This is a genomic window from Marinomonas sp. 5E14-1 (assembly GCF_039939215.1).
GTDB lineage: Bacteria > Pseudomonadota > Gammaproteobacteria > Pseudomonadales > Marinomonadaceae > Marinomonas.
The window spans coordinates 1-23,512 of record NZ_JBDXMW010000023.1 but is presented as its reverse complement, the minus strand read 5'-3'; the positions used below and the strand labels follow the sequence as shown (position 1 = coordinate 23,512).

Genomic DNA, 23,512 nt, shown 5'->3' with positions numbered 1-23,512 from the left:
TTAAGATGCTAAGCCCTGTCCGTGTCAGCGAGGGCGTATATTAAGGATATACAGATTTTGTGCAACCTTTTTATGTCAAAAAAGACAATTAATTTTAAAATAATTCTCAAGACAAAAAAAAGCCCTCTCATTCACTCAAAATAAGAGGACTTCTATTAGAATTGAAATAGAATTTAAAACCTAACCACCAACATAACTTAGCATCACACCAGCCGCTACAGCCGACCCAATAACACCAGCTACATTTGGCCCCATAGCATGCATTAACAAGAAGTTTTGCTTATTCGCCTCAAGCCCAACTTTATTCGCCACCCGCGCCGCCATAGGAACGGCAGACACACCTGCTGCACCAATTAGAGGATTGATATCTTCAGTTGAGTACTTATTCATAATCTTAGCCATAATAACACCTGAAGCTGTGCCAATAGAGAAAGCCACCAAACCCAAACCTAGAATACCCAACGTCTCAAGATTCAAAAAATCCTCAGAACTAAGCTTCGAACCCACGCCCAAACCTAAGAAAATAGTAACTATATTGATAAGAGCATTTTGAGCCGTATCACTTAATCGATCAACAACACCACACTCTTTCATCAAGTTGCCAAAGCAGAACATACCCAACAATGGAGCCGCACTAGGTAAAAACATAGCCGCTAGGAAAATCACCACAACAGGAAAAATAATTTTCTCTTTCTTGGAAACTTCTCTAAGCTGAACCATCTTGATAGCACGCTCTTCTTTAGAAGTAAGTGCTCTCATGATTGGTGGCTGAATCAATGGCACCAAAGCCATATAAGAGTATGCTGCCACAGCAATAGCACCAAGTAAGTCAGGAGCTAACCGACTCGCAACAAAGATCGCCGTAGGACCATCGGCACCACCGATAATACCAATCGCCGCGGCATCCGCTAAGGTGAAATCCATAATTCCAGCTGCACCTAGTACCACAGCACCAATAACCGTTGCGAAGATACCGAACTGAGCAGCAGCACCTAAAAGAAGCGTTTTAGGGTTAGCCAACATAGGGCCGAAGTCCGTCATAGCTCCAACACCCATAAAAATGAGCAATGGGAACAACCCAGTTTCTATACCACCATGATAAATGTAGTACTGAAGACCACCCGGCGAGACTAAATGTCCAGTTGCATCATAAACAGGTGCCGCCATAAAGCCTGCACCTGGAATATTAACCATGACTGCACCAATACCAATAGGCAATAGCAACAGCGGCTCAAACCCCTTTTTAATAGCTAAAAAGACAAGCAAAAGACCAACACACATCATCACAAACTGCCCCAGCTCAAGCTGGTAGAAGCCAGTATCATGAAGCAAATTTAATAGCTTATTTTCCATCTCTAAGTTTTCCTAGATTACAAAGTAAAAAGCGTGTGACCAACTTGTACAGAGTCACCTTCTTTCACATTAATGGAACCAACCACACCAGATTTAGGGGCTGAAATTTCAGTTTCCATTTTCATAGCTTCTAAAATCATAACTGTTTCACCTTCTTCAACTTGCTGACCAGGAGAAACAAGCACTTTAAAAATATTTCCCGCAAGTGGAGATGGAACCACTTCACCTGAAGATGCTGCCGGGGCAACAGACACTGCAACTAAAGCCGATGCCGAACCTGCAGGCTGGATAGCACCAACCACTCCCCCCTCTGTCACTTGAACAACATACTCTTCACCAGAAACAGAAACAGTGTAAACACCTTCACCACCAGGAGAGGAATTAGCCACACTGGAAGAATCTACAATTGACTCCGCAACAGGTGCCGGCTCAAATGCACTAGCGTCACCACGGTTCTGAAGAAATTTAAGACCAATCTGAGGAAATAACGCATATGTTAAAACATCATCAATTTGGTCATTAGCTAGCTGAATCCCCTTCTCGCTAGACAAACCAACCAATTCTTCTGTTAGTTTATCCATTTCTGGAGATAACAAGTCAGCCGGACGACATGTAATAGCTTCAGCACCATCAAGCACACGAGCTTGAAGCTCTGCATTAAATTCAGCAGGCGCGGCACCATACTCGCCTTTTAAAATACCAGCTGTTTCTTTAGAGATAGACTTATAACGCTCACCTGTTAATACGTTCAATACAGCTTGCGTACCTACAATCTGTGATGTCGGCGTTACAAGCGGTATCAGACCAAGATCTTCACGCACTTTAGGGATTTCTTTTAGCACATCATCAAACTTATCCGCTGCACCTTGCTCTTTTAATTGACTCTCCATGTTCGTCAACATCCCACCAGGAACCTGAGCGATAAGAATACGAGAATCTGTTCCACGTAAAGAGCCTTCGAATTTAGCGTATTTTTTTCTTACCTCACGAAAATAAGAAGCAATTTCTTCAAGCTGAGTTAAATCCAGCCCGGTATCACGATCCGTTCCTTGCAAAGCAGCAACGACAGATTCCGTTGCACTATGACCATATGTCATAGACATAGAAGAGATTGCTGTATCAACACGATCAACGCCCGCCTCAGCCGCTTTAAGAATCGTCATGTCAGATAATCCAGAAGTTGCATGAGCATGCAATTGAACTTCTAGATCCGTTTGCGCTTTTAAAAGACTAACCAACTCAAACGCATCGTAAGGAGTCAAAATGCCAGACATATCTTTAATAGCAATAGAGTCCGCCCCCATATCTTCTAGCGTTTTCGCATAATCCACCCAATTTTGGGTCGTATGCACTCGACTCTTAGTATAAGAAATCGTACCTTGAGCATGCTTACCTTGCTGTTTAACCGCTTTAATCGCTGTTTCTAAGTTACGAGGATCATTCATCGCATCAAAAATACGGAAAACATCTACACCATTAAAAGCAGCACGCTCAACAAACTTATCTACAACATCATCTGCATAATGACGGTAACCCAATAAGTTCTGACCACGAAGCAACATTTGCTGAGGCGTATTTGGCATCGCTTTTTTCAATTCACGAATACGCTCCCATGGGTCTTCACCGATAAATCGAATACAAGAGTCAAATGTTGCACCACCCCATGACTCAAGTGACCAAAAGCCAACTTTATCAAGCTTTTCAGCAATGGGAAGCATGTCATCAATTCGCATGCGCGTAGCAAACAAAGATTGATGAGCATCACGCAAAACGACATCTGTAATGCCAAGAGGTTGCTTAGTGGTTGTCATGTTTCAGCCTCAAAAAATCTGGATAGTTAATAGTTTAAGAATTTTTCTTGTTTCTATGGTAGTGAACTGCTGCCGTAATAGCTTCCGCAATCTTCGGGTCAACACTATCTGCCGCAGGTACAGCAACTGGCTTCGCGCTTGGCGCAGCGTTAGAAACATCTGGAAAAAATTGGTTCAGTAGACGAGACATAAAACCCGTCGCAACGATTAAGATACACAGGAAAAGAAAGACAAATCCCATCCCCAAGACCATTAACCCAAAGCCATCTCCGAGCAACCCGTTCATAACATCAATACCCTTGCTATTATCTTGTTTGTGCCGATCGAATATGATCAGATGCACCCCAAATAGAATAGTTTCTTTTTAATAGGTAGTTTTTTACCACAAACCAGAACAGTTTCATATTTTTTTTGCATAACAGTTATGCTTATTTCGTAAACAATTCAGCAGAAAGCACCCTTATTTTGAATAAATCAACACAGAACAATCCAATCACTCTTGCCGTCGCACCTATGGAAGGTGTAATGGATCACACCATGCGCGAACTCCTTTCAAGCATTGGAGGCATGAACTACCTTGTATCAGAGTTTGTGAGAGTCACTCAGTACCCAATCCCCACCAGCACATTCCAACACCTAGTACCAGAAAATAAAAACAACGCCCAAACTGCATACCAACATCCAGTACACACTCAACTGCTTGGTAGCAATGCGAAGCTTATGGCCGAAAGTGCGATCAATGCGATTGAAGCTGGCGCAACTCATATCGACATTAACTTTGGCTGCCCAGCAAAAAGGGTAAACGGTCATGGAGGCGGCTCTGTTTTACTACAAAATCCCAATACACTTCATACAATTATGAAAACCATTCGAAGCGAATTGCCCGAAAGCATCCCAGTCTCAGCCAAAATACGCTTAGGTTATGAAGATGAAGCCTTACTTTTTGATAATGTTGCCGCGATAGAAGCTGCTGGAACAAACAAACTTACTGTGCATGGCAGAACAAAAAAAGACGGCTATAAGCCACCAGCTCGATGGGAAAAAATAGGCGAAATCCAAGATAGAACAAAAATGTTAGTCGTCGCCAATGGAGACATCACAAACATAACATCTCTATTAAAGTGCCAATCCATTTCAGGGTGCAACCACTTTATGATTGGCAGAGGATCTTTGAACAACCCCTTTGTATTTCAAGATATATTAGCTGAACTAAATGGGGAGACTAGAAACAAGCAAGAACATGAGCTATTTAATCTCTTCTCCATCTACACAATGAAACTACAAGAAAAATACGACGAAGTCGCCACTCTAGGAAGATTAAAGCAATGGTGTGGTCATTTACGGTTTGAGTATACAAGCATAAGAAACAATCTAACGACTCTAAGAAGAAGCAATAGCATCATTGAGTTTCTAAGAAATATAGAAATAGTTCTGAAAGGGTAAAGTAAGAATTGAGAAGTAGTAAATGGTGCACCCGAGAGGATTCGAACCTCTGACCGCTCGGTTCGTAGCCGAGTACTCTATCCAGCTGAGCTACGGGTGCTTACTATAATTTCTTTGCAACACTTAAAGAAGAATCTAAAAGCTTTTATGGATGGTGCACCCGAGAGGATTCGAACCTCTGACCGCTCGGTTCGTAGCCGAGTACTCTATCCAGCTGAGCTACGGGTGCATAATCACATAACACGATGTCTTTTTAATTAAGAAGGAAGTTCTTAAAAGACATACTTGAATGGCGGAGAGTGAGGGATTCGAACCCTCGATGAGTTTCACCCCATACTCCCTTAGCAGGGGAGCGCCTTCGGCCACTCGGCCAACTCTCCAAACAAGTGCGGCGTAGTATATACTGCCTAAAAAACATGTAAAGACTTTTTGAGAATTTTTTTAAAAAAATTATTCCTCAGCGTCTTGTCCATCTTGTTCCTGTTGAATGCGAAGATAAATTTCTTCACGATGCACAGAAACATCTTTAGGTGCATTAATACCAATACGCACCTGGTTTCCTTTAACACCTAATACAGTAACAGAAACCTCATCACCAACCATCAAGGTTTCACCAACACGACGAGTTAAAATAAGCATAAAATTTTCCCTGAAATTAATTATCACATTTAGAAGATGAATTCCCCGACATCTTTGTAAGGGAATTCCTACAAACGAATTGTAGCTTTTTGCCAAATATTTAACCATCAAAAAATTTATGACTTTATGTAGCCAATTGTTACGCTTCGCTAACTCCTGACGCGCCATCACTTAATTTGAACGCAGAGTGTAATGTACGAACAGCCAGTTCCATGTATTTCTCATCGATAATCACTGACACTTTAATTTCTGATGTAGAAATAAGCTGTATATTAATTGACTCTTCCGCCAACGCTCTAAACATACTGCTCGCCACACCAGCATGTGAGCGCATACCCACTCCCACAATAGACACCTTCGCGATTTTAGCGTCAGAAAGCACTTCTGTAGCTCCTAATTCTTCAGCGATAACATTCAGTGTAGATAAAGCCTGATCATATTCATTACGATGCACAGTAAAGGTAAAGTCTGTTGTACCGTCTACAGAAGAGATATTCTGAACAATCATATCCACTTCGACATTGGCATCACTGATTGGCCCAAGAATTCGCGAAGCAACACCTGGAATATCAGGCACTCCTTTTAATGTTAACTTTGCTTCATCTCTATTGAACGCAATACCAGAAACTGCTGGCTGTTCCATATTCTCGCTCCCCTCTGTTGTAATCAACGTACCTTCACCTTCAACAAAACTAGACAACACCCTTAATGGCACTTGATATTTACCTGCAAACTCTACTGAACGAATTTGCAATATTTTTGAGCCCAAGCTCGCCATTTCCAACATTTCTTCAAATGTGATCTTATCCAAACGTCGAGCACTATCCACCACACGAGGATCCGTTGTATAAACACCATCTACATCGGTATAAATCTGACACTCATCCGCTTTCAAAGCCGCAGCTAAAGCAACACCAGTTGTATCAGAGCCACCTCGACCTAGCGTTGTAATATTGCCGAACTCATCCGCACCCTGAAAACCCGCAGCAACAACAACGCGACCTGCGTCCAAGTCTGCTCTCATTGCTTCAGTATCTATCTTCTGAATACGAGCTTTACCATGAGCACTGTCAGTTGTAATACGAATCTGGGAACCAGTATAAGAACGAGCATCAAGACCACGCTTTATCAATGCCATAGACAACAAAGCGATGGTTACTTGCTCACCAGTTGAAAGCAAAACATCCATTTCACGAGCATCAAGCGAAGGCATGACACTTTTCGCCAACTCAATCAATCTGTTTGTTTCGCCACTCATAGCAGATACAACGACAACAACGTCATCGCCTTTTTGCTTATGCTTATAAACCCTATCTGCGACCGCCTCGATACGCTCAACTGTACCAACAGAAGTGCCACCGTATTTTTGAACTAACAACGCCATAATCTATTTATTACCCACATCAAAGCTCAATAGAGCCAATCAAATTAAACTCTTTCAGCAACCCAACTAGGGACCAAAGCAAGAGCCTCTGGCAACCCATCAGGATTATTACCGCCTGCTTGAGCCATATCTGGTCGACCACCACCTTTACCATCTACCAAAGGTGCAACCATTTTAATAAGATCACCCGCCTTTAGCTTTTTGGTTAACTCTTTTGTTACACCAGCAATTAAACTCACTTTGCCATCATTAACCGCAGCTAGAAGAATAACAGCTGACTCTAGCTTACTTTTCAGCTCATCTAGCAAGTCACGCAATTCTTTTGGATCAACAACATCAATCTGGGCAACCAATAACTTACCACCTTCAATCGCAACCGCCTGAGAGGCCAAATCAGCACCTGCGAGAGCAGCCATTTTACCTTTTAGAAGATCTAACTCTTTTTGCAAACTACGAGCCTGGTCATTTAACGCCACAACTTTATCAAAAGCGCTTTCTTTATTGCCTTTTACCAAGCTAGCCACATTGCTAAGCAAAGCCTCAATGTGTCGGGTACTATCAATTGCTGCTTTACCAGTTAACGCCTCAATCCGACGCACACCTGCCGCGATACCGCTTTCCGCAACGATTTTAAATAAACCAATATCACCTGTACGCTTAACATGCGTTCCACCACAAAGCTCAATAGAGTAATCCACTCCCATTGTTAGAACACGCACTTCACTGTCGTATTTCTCACCAAATAGCGCCATAGCACCTTTTGCTTTTGCAGACTCAATATCCATCAAGTCAGTTTCAACAGGACGATTTAAACGAATTTGCTCATTCACCATGTCTTCAATTTGCTCAATTTCCGTGACTGTTACGCCTTCAAAGTGAGAGAAGTCAAAACGCAAACGCTCTGGATCAACCAAAGAACCTTTCTGAGTAACATGGTCACCTAGAACGCGACGAAGCGCTTCATGCAACAAATGCGTTGCGGAGTGATTTAATGTAGTCGCCATACGCAAAGAACGATCCACCTCACCCGCCACCAAATCACCTACAGAAAGACGACCTTCTTTTAATTCACCTTGATGCAAATGGGCTTTTGACTGTTTTGTTGTATTGGACACTTTAAAAGCACCAGCGCCACGCAACCAGCCTTTGTCACCAACCTGTCCACCTGACTCACCATAGAAAGGCGTGCTTTTTAAAATCACAGCAGCAAACTGACCCGCTTCGATAGAGTCAACAGCAACACCATCAACCAAGATAGATTCCACTTCACATTGGCCATCTAAATTGTCGTAGCCCGTAAATTCAGTAACGCTGTCAATTGTTAAACCACTAGACATATCCATCGAGAAATTACTAGCAGAACGAGCACGATTACGCTGCTCGTCCATCGCTTTCTCAAAGCCAACCTCATCAATTTCCAAGCCATTTTCACGGGCAACATCGTTCGTCAAATCTGCAGGAAAACCAAAAGTATCGTAGAGTTTAAAAACGGTTTCACCTGGAACCACTTTTTCATCGCCAAGCTGAGAGATCGCCTCTTCAAGGATCTTCATACCTTGATCAAGGGTTTTTGCGAATTGCTCTTCTTCTTTTAATAAGATAGAAGTCACTCGGTCTTTAAGTTTACGTAACTCTGGATACGCATTACCCATTTCAATATCAAGCGCCTCAACCAATCTATGGAAGAACACACCTTTCTGGCCCAATTTATTACCGTGGCGAACCGCACGACGAATAATACGACGCAACACATAACCACGCCCTTCATTCGACGGGATAACGCCATCCACAATCATGAATGAACAAGAGCGGATATGATCAGCAATAACTCGTAATGACTGAGAAGACAAATCATCAGTACCAACAGCTTTTGCAGATGCTGCGATCAAGTTTTGAAACAAGTCAATTTCATAGTTACTGTGAACGCCTTGCAAAATGGCAGCAATTCGCTCAAGCCCCATTCCTGTATCAACAGAAGGCTTAGGTAACGGAGCCATAGAGCCATCGGCAGAACGATTAAACTGCATAAAGACGACGTTCCAAATTTCAATAAAACGATCACCATCTTCTTCTGGGGAACCTGGAGGCCCACCCCAAATATGCTCACCATGATCGTAGAAAACTTCAGAACAAGGGCCACAAGGGCCTGTATCACCCATCGCCCAGAAGTTATCAGATTGGTAACGACCACCTTTATTGTCGCCAATACGTATGATCTTTTCTTTCGGCACACCTATCATGTCATGCCACAAATCAAACGCTTCATCATCATCCGCATAGACTGTTACAAGCAGCTTTTCTTTCGGCAATTTCAGAACAACCGTCAAAAACTCCCAAGCGTAAGAAATAGCGTCTTTTTTGAAGTAATCACCAAAACTGAAATTACCCAACATTTCAAAGAAAGTATGATGGCGCGCTGTATAACCTACGTTCTCAAGGTCGTTATGCTTACCACCCGCACGAACACAACGCTGGGATGTGGTTGCTCGGGTATATGGGCGCTGATCTTCACCCAAAAATACATCCTTAAACTGAACCATACCCGCGTTAGTAAACAACAAAGTTGGATCGTTACCAGGAACCAGAGAGCTAGAATCAACAATCTGGTGTTGCTTACTTTCGAAATACGATAAAAATGACTGGCGTAACTCAGAACTCTTCATAATAAGGTGCGTCTCTATCTCTATTTTTCAGGACGAATTGGGTTGCGTGAACGGCATATTAATAAGTGCCTATTCTGTACAACGAAAAGCACAAAATAGTACACGCAAAGGATAGGTGTTTTCAAAAGAAACCGTAGAATTTTAAGGTTATTTTGTACAATTCTTAAACTAAAGCCTCGTTTCGCTAAGAATCGAGGCCTTATTAAGGGGTTACAATTTGATTTCGTTAAAGGCTTGATAACGATAATTAGGACGGGAAGTCATTCTAGTTACGAGTTCATAGCCAATGGTGCCAGCAAACTCAGCCACCTCTTCCACAGGAACTTCTTCTCCCCACAAAACAACCTCTTGCCCAATTTCGAGCGATTGATCTGAGTTAGATAGCTTCACTGTAATCATATCCATTGATACTCGACCAGCCAATTCGCCCGACTGCCCATTAAGCTTAACAGGTGCACCATGTTGAGCATGTCTAGGATATCCATCACCATAACCAATCGCGACTGTTGCTAATTGATGATCTTTCTTAGCAACATAAGACAAACCGTAGCCAACTTTTTCACCTTGCTTCAAAGAGCGAACAGAAATTACTTTCGATGACAACGTCATGGCTGGAACCAAACCCAACTGCTGCCCCGTCAAACCTGCAAAAGGCGAAATCCCATACAACATAATGCCAGGTCGAATCCATCCACCCTCAGGAACAGACCATTTCATAATAGCCGCAGAATTCGCAACACTGGCTTCGATACTACCAATAGAGCGACGAGTCTGCTCAAAGTAAGTAAGTTGCTCCATCGTTGTAATATCAGACAAATCATCAGCACAAGCAAAATGCGTCATTAACAACACCTCGCCAACTAGGCCGCTTTCCTTCAATTTCTCCACAAGCAATTTAGCGCCGTTTTTATCTGTGCCTAAACGATGCATTCCAGTGTCCAATTTAACAAAAACCTTTTCAATCTTTGCTTCGCTGTCCAATAACCATGTAAGCTGAGTGTCGTTTTCTATTGCAGCCCAAAAACCGTACTGCTCACACAACGCCCATTCCTCAGCTTCAAAAACACCTTCTAACAACATAATAGATGATTTCACATCAGCTTCTCGAAGGGACATTGCTTCTTCAATAGCCGCAACAGCAAAGGCATCCACTTCTTCATCAAGGTGTTTTGCGACTTCAATGGCACCATGACCATAAGCATTACTTTTCACAACAGCAAAGGCTTTACAGGTTGGCTGAAGTTTTTTTGCGTAACGATAGTTATGTAAAATTGCATTCAGATCTATCGTTGCAGTGAGTGGTCTTGCCATTTCTAATCCTTACTTTTTATAACGTTCAGCAGATAGATCCTGAGAATCAATATCTGTTTTGTCACCCGCTATGATATCCGCAATCACCGCTGCAGAACCACAACTCATTGTCCAACCGAGAGTTCCGTGACCCGTATTCAAATACAAACCATCGATACCACTTCCTCCAACCACTGGCGTTCCATCTGGCGTCATCGGACGTAACCCAGTCCAGTATTCAGCTTCAGCCAAATCACAACCTTTACCAAATAAATCGCCTACCACATGACTAATGGTTTCAGTTCTGGATTTAGGGAGATCTAAGTTATAACCCGTTAATTCAGCCGTTCCAGCAGCACGAATACGATTACCAAGACGAGTAACGGCCACTTTATATGTTTCATCCATAACAGTGGAAATAGGCGCAAAATTCGTGTCTGAAATAGGCACTGTTAATGAATAACCTTTTACCGGATAAACAGGAATGTCCACGCCACAGTCTTTCAACAACTCTTTCGAGTAACTCCCTAAACAAACGACAACACTATCAAACTCCTGAAGACCCAATTGAGTCACTACACCCTTAATTTTATTTGCTTGAACGTCCAAAGACTCAATATCAGAGTTAAACTGAAAGGTAACACCCAGCTCTTCACAAGTGGCTTTAAGCGACTTGCAAAACAAATAACAGTCGCCTGTTTCATCACCTATTAGGCGTAAGCCACCTTTTAGCTTATCAACAACAGAACTCAACCCAGGCTCAACCTGAATAACTTGCTCCGGCGCCAGCAATTCATGCGGCACGCCCAAAGCTTTAAGTACTTTGATATCTTTTTCAGCGGCATCAACTTGCTCTATTTTTCTGAACAATTGCAATGTACCACCCTGACCGTCTTCGTACTGAACACCAATCTCTTTTCTAAGCTCGATAAATTTATCTCGGCTGTATTCCGCCAGCATCATCATTCTGGATTTATTAATGTCATAGGCACTGTTAGTGCATTGCCCCAACATTTTAATCATCCAATCTATTTTCTTAAGCTCAGGCTCTAAACTCAGCTTTAACGGGGCATGCTTTTGCATTAGCCATTTAATCGCTTTCAAAGGAACGCCCGGCGCAGCCCAAGGAGCAGAATAACCGGGAGAAATCTGCCCAGCATTAGCAAAGCTTGTCTCCAAAGCAACATCAGATTGACGATCAATCACCGTCACTTGACACCCTTTTTTCGCCAAATAATACGCAGAAGTAAGACCAATAACACCAGCCCCAAGAACACAAACACGCATAACAACGCCCCAAAACCAATAAATAGTTATATCAACCATATTCACATAAGATTTTTAGTTTTATCATCTTATTTTCAATAAAAAATAAAAATAAAAACCCAAAATACTTTGGCATTATGGTTTTTTATATAATCAATGTGAGAGTCATTTTCAACTGCTAAAATAGGCACACAAAAGAAGCAATAAGGAATACAATATGCACAGTCAAAAACTCTCCACTTTCGATCAAGCGTTATCACTATTAAGCCATAGAGAACATGGAACAAAAGAGCTTGTAAACAAATTAAAATTAAAAGGGCATACAGGCAAAGACATTACTTCTGCTATAGAGCAACTACAAAATATTAACTACCTCAACGATGAACGTTTTGCTGAGATTTTTGTCCGAAGTCGTATCAGCAAACCACTTGGAGCCAATCGCATTCTGCAAGAACTTATTCAGAAAGGCATAAACAGCACGTTAGCAAAAGAAGCAATCAACAATGCTGAAGTGGATTGGTTTGAATTAGCAAAAACGCTAAAAGCAAGAAAATTCGGCGAAGAGGTCACCACGGACTTTAAGGAAAAAGGTAGACAATCTCGCTACCTTCAATACAGGGGGTTTAGTTTTGACGAAATAAAATACGCCATCTCATCCGAGGACGAATATTGAGTTTTGTTACTCAACCTTTCTATTCATCCTCTTTGGCCATTAATGCTGTTAAATATCGCCCTTCCATTTCAACATACTTGGCTTGAACTGTTTCAATCTTATCATCAAGCTCTTCAACCTTTTTTTCTAAGTCATTAAATGACTGAGCCTGATCCTGACTTTCACTCAATTCAGCCATTAAGGATTTTCGCTCATTAGCAAGCTCTTCATTAATCTCAGTTAAGTTTCGAGCCTCTTCCAAGTCACGAGCGGCTTCACTTTCATCATAAGAAGATTCTTCTGGATGAAGCAGCTTATATTCTAAATTTTCCCGCAACGCTTTCGCTTTATCTAAATCTTTTTCTAGCATTTCCACATAAAGCTCAGATTCATTCACCATAGTTCGCAAGGAATTCAGTTTAGACGCCTGCTCATTGGCAAACGCATCAGACTCTTCCGTAAAATCACCTTGGTGGAGCAAATCCTCCATATTTTGCATGGTACTTCTTTCTTCATCCAGAACATTGTAAATATCCATTCCTTGAACAGACTGTCCTGTTTCACCTTCCAATTGGGATTTTTTCTCTTTAAGAGCCTCATCACGCTTCATCATATCGATATTTAGGTTGTACTTTACCAACTGGAGGCTTTCCAATTTACTCTCAAGACGCTTCACTACATGACTACTTTCTAACAAAGCCTTTTCAAGACGAACAATGGCAATATCGTAAGCTCCGATATGCTTTCCATCGCCTTCATCTCCGCCCTTGGCTTCGCGCACCTTTTCTTTTAAGTCAGCGATGATTTCTTTTTGATGCTCCGCTAGCTGCTTAAGATCAGCTACTTTGTTATCAAGCTCAGAGCGCATAGAATTCAGGAAAGTAGAGTCTTTCGCTTCATCTAAGAAAGTTTCTAACGCATCAATATATTGAGCACTGCCTTCTTCATCTTTCACCGTATCAAGGTGCAATTTCAATCGTTCAGCGAACTCGCACAAACTCGCCATTTCAGCTCTCAACAATGTTAACGAGTCATCTAAACTCGCCTCATTTTTTAGTTCGTTATGAAGTTTTTCTAGTTGAGCGTTTAATTCTGAGGTGATGTTAACTTGCGCAGAAACCTTATCACTTGCTCGCTGAATAATTTTATTAAGCTCATTCAAGATCGATTGATTAACTTTTAAAGACTTGAAAAGAGCATCGATTTCTTGTGCCTTATCAATTTTCGACAAAAGACTCTTAAATGCATCTAATAACCCCACAACCTCAGAATGGGGCACAGACTGCTCGATGATCTTTATTTCAACGTCTAAAAATATCGACCAACAAGACAGCGCAGCCTTATTTTGAAAATCGGAGACAGAAACATTGTTAAGCAGTTGAGCACAAATGCTTTTTTGCTCTTTAAGTAAACCTAACCATTGCTCTTTTTCTTCAGCAGAAGCATCATCACCCTCCTTCCTCTTAGCATTATCGCTTTTCTCAGAGTCCGGTGCATCAACCTGCTTTTTTAAAGATAGGTAACGTAAAAAAGTGAATATAAGCACAACAAAAAGCACCGAGCTTGATGCAATCAACCCCCATTGCCATATCAACATAACCACCTCTCTTTTCTCACTTACCTATCCCTCAAAAATACTATTACGCTGCAAACATAACTCTATTTCGACCTTCGCTTTTCGAGCGAAAAAGAGCCTCATCAGCTAACTTTAAGCCATATTCTATATCATTACCTTAATTAGCCGCTCCGCATCCTAATGAGGCTGCGGACTTCCCTAAGTTTGCTAAACAGTAGGAACTTATAAAAAACACTTTTCTTCGAACTTTGTAGATGACACCCCACCTGTATGTGAATATCGCTTTATCGGATTGTAGAACATCTCAATAAAATTAAATATCTCTCCTTTGCCGACCCATCATTTTATTCATTGACCATCCAACAACTCACCTGAAAAACAGGTCGATAACGGTCTCAACGCATAAAAAACTTCATGGATTCTAATGCAGGTGGTATCACTAACCCACGCTTTATTAGGGACATTAAGATTAAACTGACGCTTCAATATGTTGTCAGCAATCTTGCCCACCATACTGCCTTGGAGATGGCGACGTTAAATAGGTACCCAGTAAAACCAGGGAAGTCCAACCAAAGCGTTAACTCTCCCTTAACCCACCTTCTTGTAATATCCTCTTTATATTAAGAGGAAGTCTAAATGAATTATCGCTATTTACTTATTGGTCTCCTTACGCTTGGTGTGGTTGGTTGTGCATCAACACGTGAGGTTAACTACGAAAATCAAGCGGAGGATGACACGCTTAGTGCCATTGAAGAGCTTGTTAATCGTGCTATTGAAGGTCATGTTTCGACTGAAGAATCTGAGTCATCTGTTAACGAGTTGACCGATTTGGTGGATGTTCCTGAATTAGAGAAATACATCGAAGAGGCGCTGCAAAAGAATCCAAGTTTGCAACAGAGTGTGATTGCTCTAAGTGTTGCTTATGCAAACCAAGGCATTTCTCGTGCTGACTTATTGCCTTCTGTGACGTCTTCTTTTTCCGGTGAGAAAACACAAGACAGTGATGACGTTTTCAGTGCGGACCTTACCGTAAGCTGGGAATTGGATTTGTGGCAGCAATTAGCTGACACGAATGAAGCGGCGAAAACGGACATTCTTTCAACAGAAGCCAGTTTGCAAACAGCGAAAAACCTTGTCGTAGCAAACTTGATGAGAGGTTGGTTAGCCATCAGTGCAGATCAACAATTGTTGCAGATTGAACAAAAGCGTCTAGAGGCTTTGAAGAGCACAGAGAGCTTGATTTTAGAGCGTTATCGTTCAGGTCTGGATTCATTGGATGAATTAGATACAGCGAAAACCGCAACAGCACAGACAAAAGCGACTATTGCCGATTATGAAGAGCAACTTGAGCAAAATAAACGCAGTTTATTATTGTTGACGGGTGGCTGGAATGAAGAGCTAGTCGATATTAATGTCGCTGATACTTTCCCTGATGTGCTTTACCCTCTTGATAATATGTCAGTGCAAGACCTTTCCGGCAGGCCCGACTTACAACAAGCATTTTTGGACATTAAAGCCCAAACCCTTCGTACGAATGCCGCATACAAAGCAATGCTGCCTTCTTTTAGTTTATCGGCCAGCTTAGCGGATATGGCAGAAAGCCCTACAGAAGCTTTGTTTAATAACCCAATTTGGAGCTTGTTGGGGCAAATTTCCGCACCCTTGTTCCAAGGCGGCTCATTGAAAGCTCAAGCCGAGGTTGAAGAACTGACGACGAGACAAACTTATTGGGCTTATCAAGAAGCGTTGTTAGACGCTGTGAATGAAGTTGAAAATGCCATTGGCTATGAAAGCTCTTATGCGATTCAACAAGGCTATTTGAATGAAGCCTTGCTCAGTGCAGAGCGTAGCCTTGTCAGCTCTGAGCAAAACTATCGTCAAGGACTCGTGGATGTGTTTGATCTTCTTACTGTCCAGCAGCAAGCTTTTGATGCCGAAGCAGAGCTTATCTCTATGATTTACCAAAGATTATTAAACCGAATTGAATTAGGCCTTGCGTTAGGCATCGGAGTTTCTTCATGAAAAATACATTTAAAAAACATTCCACTACCTTCGTTGTGACTCTTTTAGCTGCAGGTTCTATTTTTGCGGTTATTGCTTATAACGGTAGTCAAATGCCACCACGTGATGAACCAGCAGCATCTACGCAAAAAACAGTGACAGAGACTCAAGAAACGACCGAGCAAGTTGAAGAAGTGCTTACGAAAGTGACGGTGCAAGAGACGCAACTTGGTACATACAAGGCGAAGATTGTTGGTTTTGGTGAAGCAACGTCTCGTTATGAATTGGATTACACCAGTGAAATTAGTGGCCGAGTAGAGTGGTTGTCGGATTTATTCCAAGTGGGTACACAAGTATCTAAAGGCGATTTGTTGGCAAGAATTGATGACTCAACATACCAGCAACTGGTTTCTGAAGCAGAGTCGAACCTTGCCACAGCAGAGCTTGAGTTGTTTGAAGAGCAGCGAGAAGGTGAGCAGGCACGTTCAGAATGGAATCGCTCAGGTTTGAAAGGTGAGCCAGATTCGCCATTAGTGTTTCGTGAGCCACAATTAGCCAGTGCTCAAGCAAGTGTTGAAAATGCCCGCAAGTCTTTAGTTAGCGCGAAGAACGATTTGGCCTATGCTGAAATTAGAGCACCGTTTGATGGTGTTATTACAGAGCGTACTCTTCAATTGGGGGCGCACATCAGCGAAGGCGGTTCTATTGGTATGTTATACAGTACGGATTTGATTGAAATAGAAGTACCGTTATCTAACCAGCAGTGGACGAATTTACCTCCAGAGGCGATTAGTGAGTCTTGGACTGCAACAATTTCTGATGGCAGTAGTGGCAAGCAATGGCCTGCAGTGATTAAGCGAGAACACCTGTATGTTGATAAAACAACACGTCAGCGTTCGGTTGTCTTAATTGTCGATAAGCCGCTTGCTACGGAAAATAAGCTTTTTCCAGGTACGTTTGTAAAAGCGAATATTGATGGTAAAGAGCGTGAGAACATTTGGCAATTGCCAGCGTCTGCTTTGTCTCAACAGGGCGAAGTATGGGTTGTTGATGCTCAAGGTCTATTAAACAAATACGCAGCAACGGCATTGTTTGAACGAGATGATTATATTTATATTAACCCTGTCGTTGACGGTGAAACGGTACAAGTCATTGTTCGCCCATTAAGTAATTTCCAAGTTGGAATGAAAGTGTCTCCTCAAGTTCTGCTTTCAGAAGAAACAGGCTCTGAAGAAATGACTAAGGAGGCGCTCTAATATGAGTAAGTCGTCTTCTCCTATGCCGACGGGTATGATCGCTTGGTTTGCGCAAAATTCCGTAGCGGCAAACCTATTAATGCTTGGCGTTATTATTGTCGGTTTGTTCTCTATTGATAGTTTACGAAAAGAAGCTTTTCCTAGCCTAGACCCTGACACTGTGACGGTCTCTGTTGTCTATGACAGTGGTGACCCAGCGCAAGCTGAAGAAGGTTTGGCGCTGAAAATTGAAGAAGCGTTAGAAACGGTTTCAGGTATTAAAACGATTACGTCTACTTCAAATTCGAGTGGCAGTAGTGTATCGATTGAAAAAGAAAGTGATTACGATTTGGATGAGTTATTCGATGATGTCCAAATCGAAATTGATTCGCTAAATGATTTGCCAGCTGAGGCAGAAAACCCAATTGTTAGCAAAGCTTCCCGTCAAGAGCACGCGTTATGGGTGCAACTTTATGGTGATGCCGATCGCGAAACACTGCAAGATCTTGCGGAACTGCTAAAAACGGATTTGTTGAGCCAAAGTGCGATTCGTGATTTAACCGTAAATGCAACATTAGACCCTATGGTCTCAGTGGAAGTGGATGAAAAGACACTTCAAGCTTACGGCCTAACGTTAACGGATATTTCTGATGCCATTAACAACACGTCTGGCACAAGTATTTCAACTAGCCTTAGAAATGGTGAGAAAACCGTTAGATTAAAAGCGTCTGAGCAGGCGTATGAAATCGAAGAGTTTAAAGCCATTCCGATATTAACCCCTTCTACGGGTAATCAAATTTTATTGGGTGACATCGCGACGGTTACCGATACGTTTGAAGATGATGCTTTTAGCCTTTCTCGCTATAACCAGCAAAATGCCATGGCGATTGAGTTGGTGATGGACGAGCACAGTGACGTTATTAATGTGGTGTCACAAGCGGAAGAAGTGGTTGCTAGATGGAAAGAAAGTAACACGTTGCCTGTCAATGTAGAAATAGACAGTTGGTATGACCAAAGTGTGTTAATCAAAGATCGCTTATCTTTGTTGATTGAAAATATGCTGATGGGTATTGCCTTAGTCTTTGTTGTATTGGCTTTGTTTTTGAATATCAAGGTTGCCTTTTGGGTATCGGCAAGTTTGCCGTTTGTTTTCTGCGGTACTTTGTTTTTCATGACAGACAGCTTTGTTGGCTTAACCATTAATGAGATGACGACCTTTGGCTTTATTATGGCGCTGGGCATCATTGTGGATGACGCTGTGGTCATTGGCGAAAGTGTGTATACAACACGACAAGCGGAAGGCGATACGATTAGAAGTACTATCGTGGGTACGCATAAGGTCGCCGCACCTACTGTTTTTGGGGTATTAACAACGGCCGTTGCTTTCCTATCGATCGCTATGATTGAAGGTAAGTTAGGTGAAATTTACGCTCAATTTGCCAGTGTCGTAACAATTTGTTTATTGCTTTCTTTGGTGGAATCTAAATTGATCTTGCCATCGCATTTGGCGCATGTTGATACTAGAGCACCGACGAAGAAAAATCCGTTGAACATGATTCAACAAATCGCAACAGACAGCCTAGATTGGTTTAACAAGAATATTTATAGAAGGCTTATTGTTCTTGCGTTGAACTTCCGCTATGCGGTGGTCATGATCTTTATTGCACTCTTTATTTTGGTTGTTGGTATGCCATTTAATGGCGCTGTACGTGTGGCTTTTTTCCCATCAATTGAAAGCGATACGGTGAATGCAAGTATCAGCATGTACAACGATGTAAGCTTTGGTCAAACGCAAACAAGTTTGTTGGCGCTTGAGAAGAATGCGCTTGTTGTTGATCAGAAATTGCGTGAAAAATACGGTCAAGCAGCAAGTGACGAACCAAGTATTACAAGTGTTCAAGTCTTAGCGGATGAGGACAAATCCGGTACGGTAGCCATTGAGTTAAGTGAAGATTCTAGCTATTCAAGCGGTGAGTTTGCGTCAGAATGGACGGCAATGTCTGAAGGTATGGAAGGGGTGAAAAAGCTTAAAATACTTTCCATGCAAGAGTTGGTTGAAAGCTTCCGAGCGGAATTAAAAGCAAACGATGAAGAACTATTGTTTGAAGCGGCGAACTTGCTTAAAGACAAGCTCCAAAGCATTGAAGGCGTAAGTGGTATTGATGACAACTTAGATTTAGGTGAACCTCAATATCGCTTTGAGTTGACGGCCCAAGGTCGTGCATTAGGCATGGATGAAGCAAGCTTGGCAGAGCAAGTATTGCAGTCTTTTGGTGGTGATACGGTTCAGAGTTATCAGCGCGGTAAAGATGAAGTAACGGTGAGTGTGCGTTACCCAGAAGAAGATCGTCAAAACTTGGCAGATATAAAAAATGCGAATGTCAGAACTACGGATGGCACTGTTGTACCACTAACAAGTGTTGCTAATGTGTTGTCTGATTATCAAGAGTCTGAGATTACTCGTATTGATAACTACCGAGCGGTTTACATTAGTGCGACCGTTGACCAAGATATCATTGCGTCCAATGAATTGGTTTCTCAATTACAGAGCAGTATCGTAAAAGAGATTAACGCGACGTATCCAACAGTGACAATTGAGTTCTCTGGTGAAGCAGAGCAGCAGCAAGAGTCAACGGATTCGATGAAATCTACGTTCATATTCGCGCTTATTATGATCTTTGCTTTGTTAGCGATTCCATTGAAATCTTACGTTCAACCGTTAATCATTATGGTTGCTATTCCATTTGGTATTGTGGGTGCGATCTTAGGACATTGGTTAAATGACTTAACCGTTAGTATATTGTCATTAAACGGTATTCTGGCGTTGAGCGGCGTGGTGGTAAACGACAGCTTGCTATTGGTTTCTCGCTTTAATGAGTTGGTAAAAGAAGGAACAATGTCAGTAAAAGAAGCGATCAGGGAAGCCTGCCAAGGGCGTCTACGAGCGGTATTGTTGACGTCTATTACGACATTTGCCGGTCTTGCACCTTTGCTAGGAGAAACATCAACACAAGCGCAATTTTTGATTCCAGCGGCGGCGGCATTAGGTTACGGTATTCTTTTTGCCACGGTCATTACATTGATTCTGACACCATCTATGCTGATGATACAGTCTGATGTAAAAGAGCTTGGCGCTAAAATAAAGCGTAAAGTCACGAATGTGACGATTTTACCAAAAACGCTTGGGGAATAAGGAAAAGATAATGGCGGAGAATCTACAAATCTTAGTTGTGGAAGACGACATTGATTTGGCTAACGCCATTATCGAGTATTTTGATCTAGAAGGTATTCAGTGTGATCATGCTTCGAATGGAGTGTTGGGCTTACAGCTTATCACCAACCATCATTATGATGTGATCATACTGGATATTAATTTACCCAAAATGAATGGGCTTGAGGTCTGTAAAGGAATACGCTCTCAGGGCATTGATACACCGGTTCTTATGCTCACGGCGAAAGATACATTGGATGATAAAGTGAAAGGCTTTTCGATTGGGGCGGATGACTATTTAGTTAAACCCTTTGCTATGGAAGAGCTGATTATTCGTACTCAAGTTCTGTCTCGTCGCCGTAGTGGCCAAGTTTACAAATTAACCGTTGAAGATCTAGAGTTGGATTTACAGCAGAAGCAGGTCAAACGCGCTGATCAAGAAATCAAGCTCTCTCCCACAGGGTTGAAAATCTTAGAATGTTTAATGCGAGAAACCCCTAAAACGGTATCACGTGAAAAGCTGATGCAGTTTGTGTGGGGGGATGATCAGCCAGACAGTAATAGCCTCAAAGTGCATATGTTTAATTTGAGAAAAGCGGTTGAGATAGACGATCAACTCAGTTTGATACATACCATTCCAGGTCATGGTTTTGCCCTAAAACGAGAGTCTATAACATGAAAATGGCGTCCAGTTTAAAACGCTATATTGTCCTATCTTTGCTGATCACCAGTGCTATTTTAGTGTCTGTTTTATCCAGTGTTTCCATAAAATACTTTTTTGCCGGTTTGGATGCCGCTTCGGCCAATTTTCTTTATTCGCAAGCCATCTTCATCGAGTTGGATGAGACTGAGAAACCAGTGCAAATGAGGGAGATTACGGTTGCGGCACATTGGCACGATTTGCCGCAGGCAATTTTAGATCATTTTGATGAATCCAAACTTGTGACGAATAAACTCGCAAAAGTAGCGGAAGGTTATCCGCTTTTTTCAACTCCTGAGTACATCTATTTTGTGATAAAGGTGAGCCATAATGGCAAAATGAAATACGCCTCAATGGTATTAAATGAACCTTCTCGCCCTTCAGATGAATCAGGTAGAGTGCCCTTACTTTTTTACATTATATTGATTGCTGTTAGTGCGTTAAGTGCTTTTTCATTGGCTCTTTTTATTATCTTCCGAAGAGCAACGGTTTCCGTCGACGCTTTAAAAAACTGGGCAAAATCTTTCAATGAAACAGAGTTGCAGAAACCGACGCCTGATTTTCGTTACAGCGAGTTAAATACACTCGCCGATATCATAAAATCCAGCTTGGCATCCGTACAAGAAAGCCTTGCAAGAGAGAAGCGTTTTTTAGGCTACGCCAGTCATGAACTCAGAACGCCTATTGCTGTCACCAGAACGAATGCAGAACTTTTGCGTAAAATGATTGAGAAAAACATCAATCAAGAAAAGCAAATTGAAGTGCTAGACCGCATTGAAAGAGCGGGCATAAACATGACTGACCTTACTGAGACTCTGTTGTGGTTAAATCGACAAGAAGACAAAATCTTGCCGAAAAGTACCATTGTATTAGGCGATTTCACTAAGCAAATAGTTCATGACCTCAACTACTTATTAAAAGGAAAAACGGTCGAGTTAATATTCACAACAGATGAAAGCGAGCTGGTTGTGCCAGATGTTTTATGTCGGATTATTCTTACTAACCTGATTCGTAATGCGTTCCAACATACAAGCTCTGGCAAAGTCGTCATTCAGCAATCGGGATCTACTATATCGATTACCAATCAGAATGACGATATGGAAAATAATCAATCGATCAATGAAGAAATGGGTTTCGGATTAGGGTTAGAATTGACCGAAAAACTGGTTGAAAAATACGGCTGGCACTATAAAACCAAAACCATTGAAAATGGTTATTTTGTTGAACTGAGCCATGAAAATACTGATTAGCATAGTACAATGACTAATCACTTCTACTACATACTTAAGTGATATATCAGAACCTAACTCATCAAAATTTTTCTCATACACTTAAATTAAGTTGATGCTATATGAGGCAAGAATGAATTACCTCATGGAGAAAATTACTTGCGTGTTCTCTGAATAAATCCATAAAAAAATGCCCAATGCGATGCATTGAGCATTTCTCAGAACAGTTTTTGTAGCTATTTTTACTAGATTAACTCGTTTGACTCTTCCATTTCGTTCGCTTTTTCTGCAGTAGGTTTGCCTTTTGGCAATAAGTCTTCACGAACTTTTGCTTCTATCTCTTGAGCAATTTCTGGGTTATCCGCTAAGAACTGCGCTGCATTTGCTTTACCTTGGCCAATTTTATTTCCTGCGTAGGCATACCAAGCACCCGCTTTATCAACAACACCCTGCTTAACACCTAGATCAATAATTTCACCCATGCGATAAATACCAGCACCGTAGTGAATTTGGAACTCAGCCTGTTTAAACGGAGGCGCAATTTTATTCTTCACTACTTTGACACGAGTTTCGTTACCAATAACCTCTTCGCCTTGCTTCACCGAACCAATACGACGGATATCCAAACGAACAGAAGAGTAAAACTTGAGCGCATTACCACCAGTTGTTGTCTCTGGACTTTCTGTTTTGTATAGATTCTCCCTAAAACTGTGTGGACCGAACCAAGAACTAACCGTAACTAAAAGAAGAGGTGGCTTCCAATAGCCAAGTGCTCTTAATACATTAATGTTATCGGTACATGTTTATAAGGTAGGTGGATTACAACAAGTTTTACGTGCACAATGAGAACAGGTCCAAAGTTTAAAAATTTTATTTTTAAACTGCTGTCTAGCAAGGCCTGAGAACCCCAGTAACCCTCCCGAAAATTATCAGCAGCCAAAAGTAGAGTTTTCTCGCAATCTAAGGAATATGCGAACAAGTCCTAGCCATGCGATAATCGCGCTTTAAGTTTTAGAGCCTCAACCATGTCACACCAACTCACTTTTGCCGATAGCGAGT

Annotated in this window: 16 protein-coding genes, 3 tRNA genes and 1 pseudogene; 7 read left to right on the top strand and 13 right to left on the bottom strand. The window is 41.7% G+C overall.

Translation table 11 applies throughout. The features are described 5' to 3' along the window. Positions 1–180: 180 nt before the first annotated feature. The 3 genes from ABFY09_RS14875 to ABFY09_RS14865 are packed head-to-tail and all read right to left on the bottom strand — an operon-like array spanning position 181 to position 3,450. On the bottom strand, positions 181–1,353 hold the full coding sequence (locus ABFY09_RS14875; protein ID WP_347985061.1) for a sodium ion-translocating decarboxylase subunit beta: 1,173 nt from the start codon (positions 1,351–1,353) through the stop codon (positions 181–183). Between the two features lie 17 nt (positions 1,354–1,370). Further along, positions 1,371–3,164, bottom strand: coding sequence for a sodium-extruding oxaloacetate decarboxylase subunit alpha (gene oadA, locus ABFY09_RS14870; RefSeq protein WP_347985060.1), 1,794 nt, complete (start codon positions 3,162–3,164; stop codon positions 1,371–1,373). Positions 3,165–3,198: 34 nt separating this feature from the next. Continuing rightward, entirely contained in the window at positions 3,199–3,450 is a 252-nt protein-coding gene (locus tag ABFY09_RS14865) for an OadG family transporter subunit (protein ID WP_347985059.1), read from the bottom strand. Between the two features lie 179 nt (positions 3,451–3,629). Here ABFY09_RS14865 and ABFY09_RS14860 point away from each other — a divergent pair, with 179 nt between their 5' ends. Continuing rightward, complete coding sequence (locus tag ABFY09_RS14860) at positions 3,630–4,607, top strand: tRNA-dihydrouridine synthase family protein (RefSeq protein WP_347985058.1); 978 nt, start codon at positions 3,630–3,632, stop codon at positions 4,605–4,607. Positions 4,608–4,630: 23 nt separating this feature from the next. Here the strand turns inward: ABFY09_RS14860 and ABFY09_RS14855 are convergent. From ABFY09_RS14855 to ABFY09_RS14820, 8 genes are all read right to left on the bottom strand, one after another. Further along, positions 4,631–4,707 (bottom strand) — tRNA-Arg (locus tag ABFY09_RS14855). Positions 4,708–4,759: 52 nt separating this feature from the next. After that, positions 4,760–4,836 (bottom strand) — tRNA-Arg (locus ABFY09_RS14850). 61 nt (positions 4,837–4,897) lie between these two features. Next, positions 4,898–4,987, bottom strand: a tRNA-Ser gene (locus ABFY09_RS14845). Positions 4,988–5,057: 70 nt separating this feature from the next. After that, positions 5,058–5,246 carry a carbon storage regulator CsrA gene (csrA, locus tag ABFY09_RS14840; protein WP_347985057.1) on the bottom strand — a complete coding sequence of 63 codons (189 nt, stop codon included), beginning with the start codon at positions 5,244–5,246 and terminating at the stop codon, positions 5,058–5,060. Between the two features lie 139 nt (positions 5,247–5,385). Next, positions 5,386–6,630 carry an aspartate kinase gene (locus tag ABFY09_RS14835; protein ID WP_347985056.1) on the bottom strand — a complete coding sequence of 415 codons (1,245 nt, stop codon included), beginning with the start codon at positions 6,628–6,630 and terminating at the stop codon, positions 5,386–5,388. 44 nt (positions 6,631–6,674) lie between these two features. Further along, a complete protein-coding gene (gene alaS / locus ABFY09_RS14830; RefSeq protein WP_347985055.1) occupies positions 6,675–9,293 on the bottom strand; it encodes an alanine--tRNA ligase in 2,619 nt (872 codons plus the stop codon). Positions 9,294–9,503: 210 nt separating this feature from the next. Then, positions 9,504–10,604: an alanine racemase gene (gene alr / locus ABFY09_RS14825; RefSeq protein WP_347985054.1), complete on the bottom strand. Its 1,101-nt coding sequence runs from the start codon at positions 10,602–10,604 to the stop codon at positions 9,504–9,506. A 9-nt stretch (positions 10,605–10,613) separates the two neighbouring features. After that, positions 10,614–11,870 carry a D-amino acid dehydrogenase gene (locus ABFY09_RS14820; RefSeq protein WP_347985062.1) on the bottom strand — a complete coding sequence of 419 codons (1,257 nt, stop codon included), beginning with the start codon at positions 11,868–11,870 and terminating at the stop codon, positions 10,614–10,616. Between the two features lie 196 nt (positions 11,871–12,066). On the opposite strand from ABFY09_RS14820, the gene ABFY09_RS14815 reads away from it, so the two are divergent. Then, on the top strand, positions 12,067–12,522 hold the full coding sequence (locus tag ABFY09_RS14815; protein WP_347985053.1) for a regulatory protein RecX: 456 nt from the start codon (positions 12,067–12,069) through the stop codon (positions 12,520–12,522). Positions 12,523–12,541: 19 nt separating this feature from the next. On the opposite strand, the gene ABFY09_RS14810 is transcribed toward ABFY09_RS14815, so the two are convergent. Next, a complete protein-coding gene (locus tag ABFY09_RS14810) occupies positions 12,542–14,098 on the bottom strand; it encodes a hypothetical protein (RefSeq protein WP_347985052.1) in 1,557 nt (518 codons plus the stop codon). Between the two features lie 615 nt (positions 14,099–14,713). Between ABFY09_RS14810 and ABFY09_RS14805 the strand changes: the two genes are divergently transcribed. The 5 genes from ABFY09_RS14805 to ABFY09_RS14785 are packed head-to-tail and all read left to right on the top strand — an operon-like array spanning position 14,714 to position 22,474. Beyond that, positions 14,714–16,099 carry a TolC family protein gene (locus ABFY09_RS14805; protein WP_347985051.1) on the top strand — a complete coding sequence of 462 codons (1,386 nt, stop codon included), beginning with the start codon at positions 14,714–14,716 and terminating at the stop codon, positions 16,097–16,099. Further along, positions 16,096–17,334, top strand: a complete 1,239-nt coding sequence (locus tag ABFY09_RS14800) for an efflux RND transporter periplasmic adaptor subunit (protein WP_347985050.1) — start codon at positions 16,096–16,098, stop codon at positions 17,332–17,334. Before ABFY09_RS14805 ends, ABFY09_RS14800 begins: the two co-directional genes overlap by 4 nt. Position 17,335: 1 nt before the next feature. Further along, positions 17,336–20,506, top strand: a complete 3,171-nt coding sequence (locus tag ABFY09_RS14795) for an efflux RND transporter permease subunit (protein WP_347985049.1) — start codon at positions 17,336–17,338, stop codon at positions 20,504–20,506. Between the two features lie 10 nt (positions 20,507–20,516). Next, the gene (locus ABFY09_RS14790) at positions 20,517–21,203 is read left to right on the top strand and encodes a response regulator transcription factor (RefSeq protein WP_347985048.1); all 687 of its coding nucleotides are present in this window, start codon (positions 20,517–20,519) and stop codon (positions 21,201–21,203) included. After that, on the top strand, positions 21,200–22,474 hold the full coding sequence (locus tag ABFY09_RS14785) for a HAMP domain-containing sensor histidine kinase (protein ID WP_347985047.1): 1,275 nt from the start codon (positions 21,200–21,202) through the stop codon (positions 22,472–22,474). The genes ABFY09_RS14790 and ABFY09_RS14785 overlap by 4 nt, the downstream gene beginning before the upstream one ends. Positions 22,475–22,698: 224 nt before the next feature. On the opposite strand, the pseudogene ABFY09_RS14780 reads toward ABFY09_RS14785, so the two are convergent. Continuing rightward, positions 22,699–23,133: pseudogene (locus tag ABFY09_RS14780) on the bottom strand (DNA recombination/repair protein RecA); the annotation flags it as partial. Positions 23,134–23,512: the final 379 nt, after the last annotated feature.

Excerpts from the sequence above, each read along its gene's own strand:
- ABFY09_RS14785 (WP_347985047.1), top strand. The coding sequence starts at position 21,200 with ATGAAAATGGCGTCCAGTTTAAAACGCTATATTGTCCTATCTTTGCTG.
- ABFY09_RS14800 (WP_347985050.1), top strand. The coding sequence starts at position 16,096 with ATGAAAAATACATTTAAAAAACATTCCACTACCTTCGTTGTGACTCTT.
- ABFY09_RS14790 (WP_347985048.1), top strand. The coding sequence starts at position 20,517 with ATGGCGGAGAATCTACAAATCTTAGTTGTGGAAGACGACATTGATTTG.
- ABFY09_RS14805 (WP_347985051.1), top strand. The coding sequence starts at position 14,714 with ATGAATTATCGCTATTTACTTATTGGTCTCCTTACGCTTGGTGTGGTT.
- ABFY09_RS14820 (WP_347985062.1), bottom strand. The coding sequence starts at position 11,870 with ATGCGTGTTTGTGTTCTTGGGGCTGGTGTTATTGGTCTTACTTCTGCG.
- csrA (WP_347985057.1), bottom strand. The coding sequence starts at position 5,246 with ATGCTTATTTTAACTCGTCGTGTTGGTGAAACCTTGATGGTTGGTGAT.
- ABFY09_RS14875 (WP_347985061.1), bottom strand. The coding sequence starts at position 1,353 with ATGGAAAATAAGCTATTAAATTTGCTTCATGATACTGGCTTCTACCAG.
- alr (WP_347985054.1), bottom strand. The coding sequence starts at position 10,604 with ATGGCAAGACCACTCACTGCAACGATAGATCTGAATGCAATTTTACAT.
- oadA (WP_347985060.1), bottom strand. The coding sequence starts at position 3,164 with ATGACAACCACTAAGCAACCTCTTGGCATTACAGATGTCGTTTTGCGT.
- alaS (WP_347985055.1), bottom strand. The coding sequence starts at position 9,293 with ATGAAGAGTTCTGAGTTACGCCAGTCATTTTTATCGTATTTCGAAAGT.
- ABFY09_RS14865 (WP_347985059.1), bottom strand. The coding sequence starts at position 3,450 with ATGAACGGGTTGCTCGGAGATGGCTTTGGGTTAATGGTCTTGGGGATG.
- ABFY09_RS14815 (WP_347985053.1), top strand. The coding sequence starts at position 12,067 with ATGCACAGTCAAAAACTCTCCACTTTCGATCAAGCGTTATCACTATTA.
- ABFY09_RS14810 (WP_347985052.1), bottom strand. The coding sequence starts at position 14,098 with ATGTTGATATGGCAATGGGGGTTGATTGCATCAAGCTCGGTGCTTTTT.
- ABFY09_RS14795 (WP_347985049.1), top strand. The coding sequence starts at position 17,336 with ATGAGTAAGTCGTCTTCTCCTATGCCGACGGGTATGATCGCTTGGTTT.
- ABFY09_RS14835 (WP_347985056.1), bottom strand. The coding sequence starts at position 6,630 with ATGGCGTTGTTAGTTCAAAAATACGGTGGCACTTCTGTTGGTACAGTT.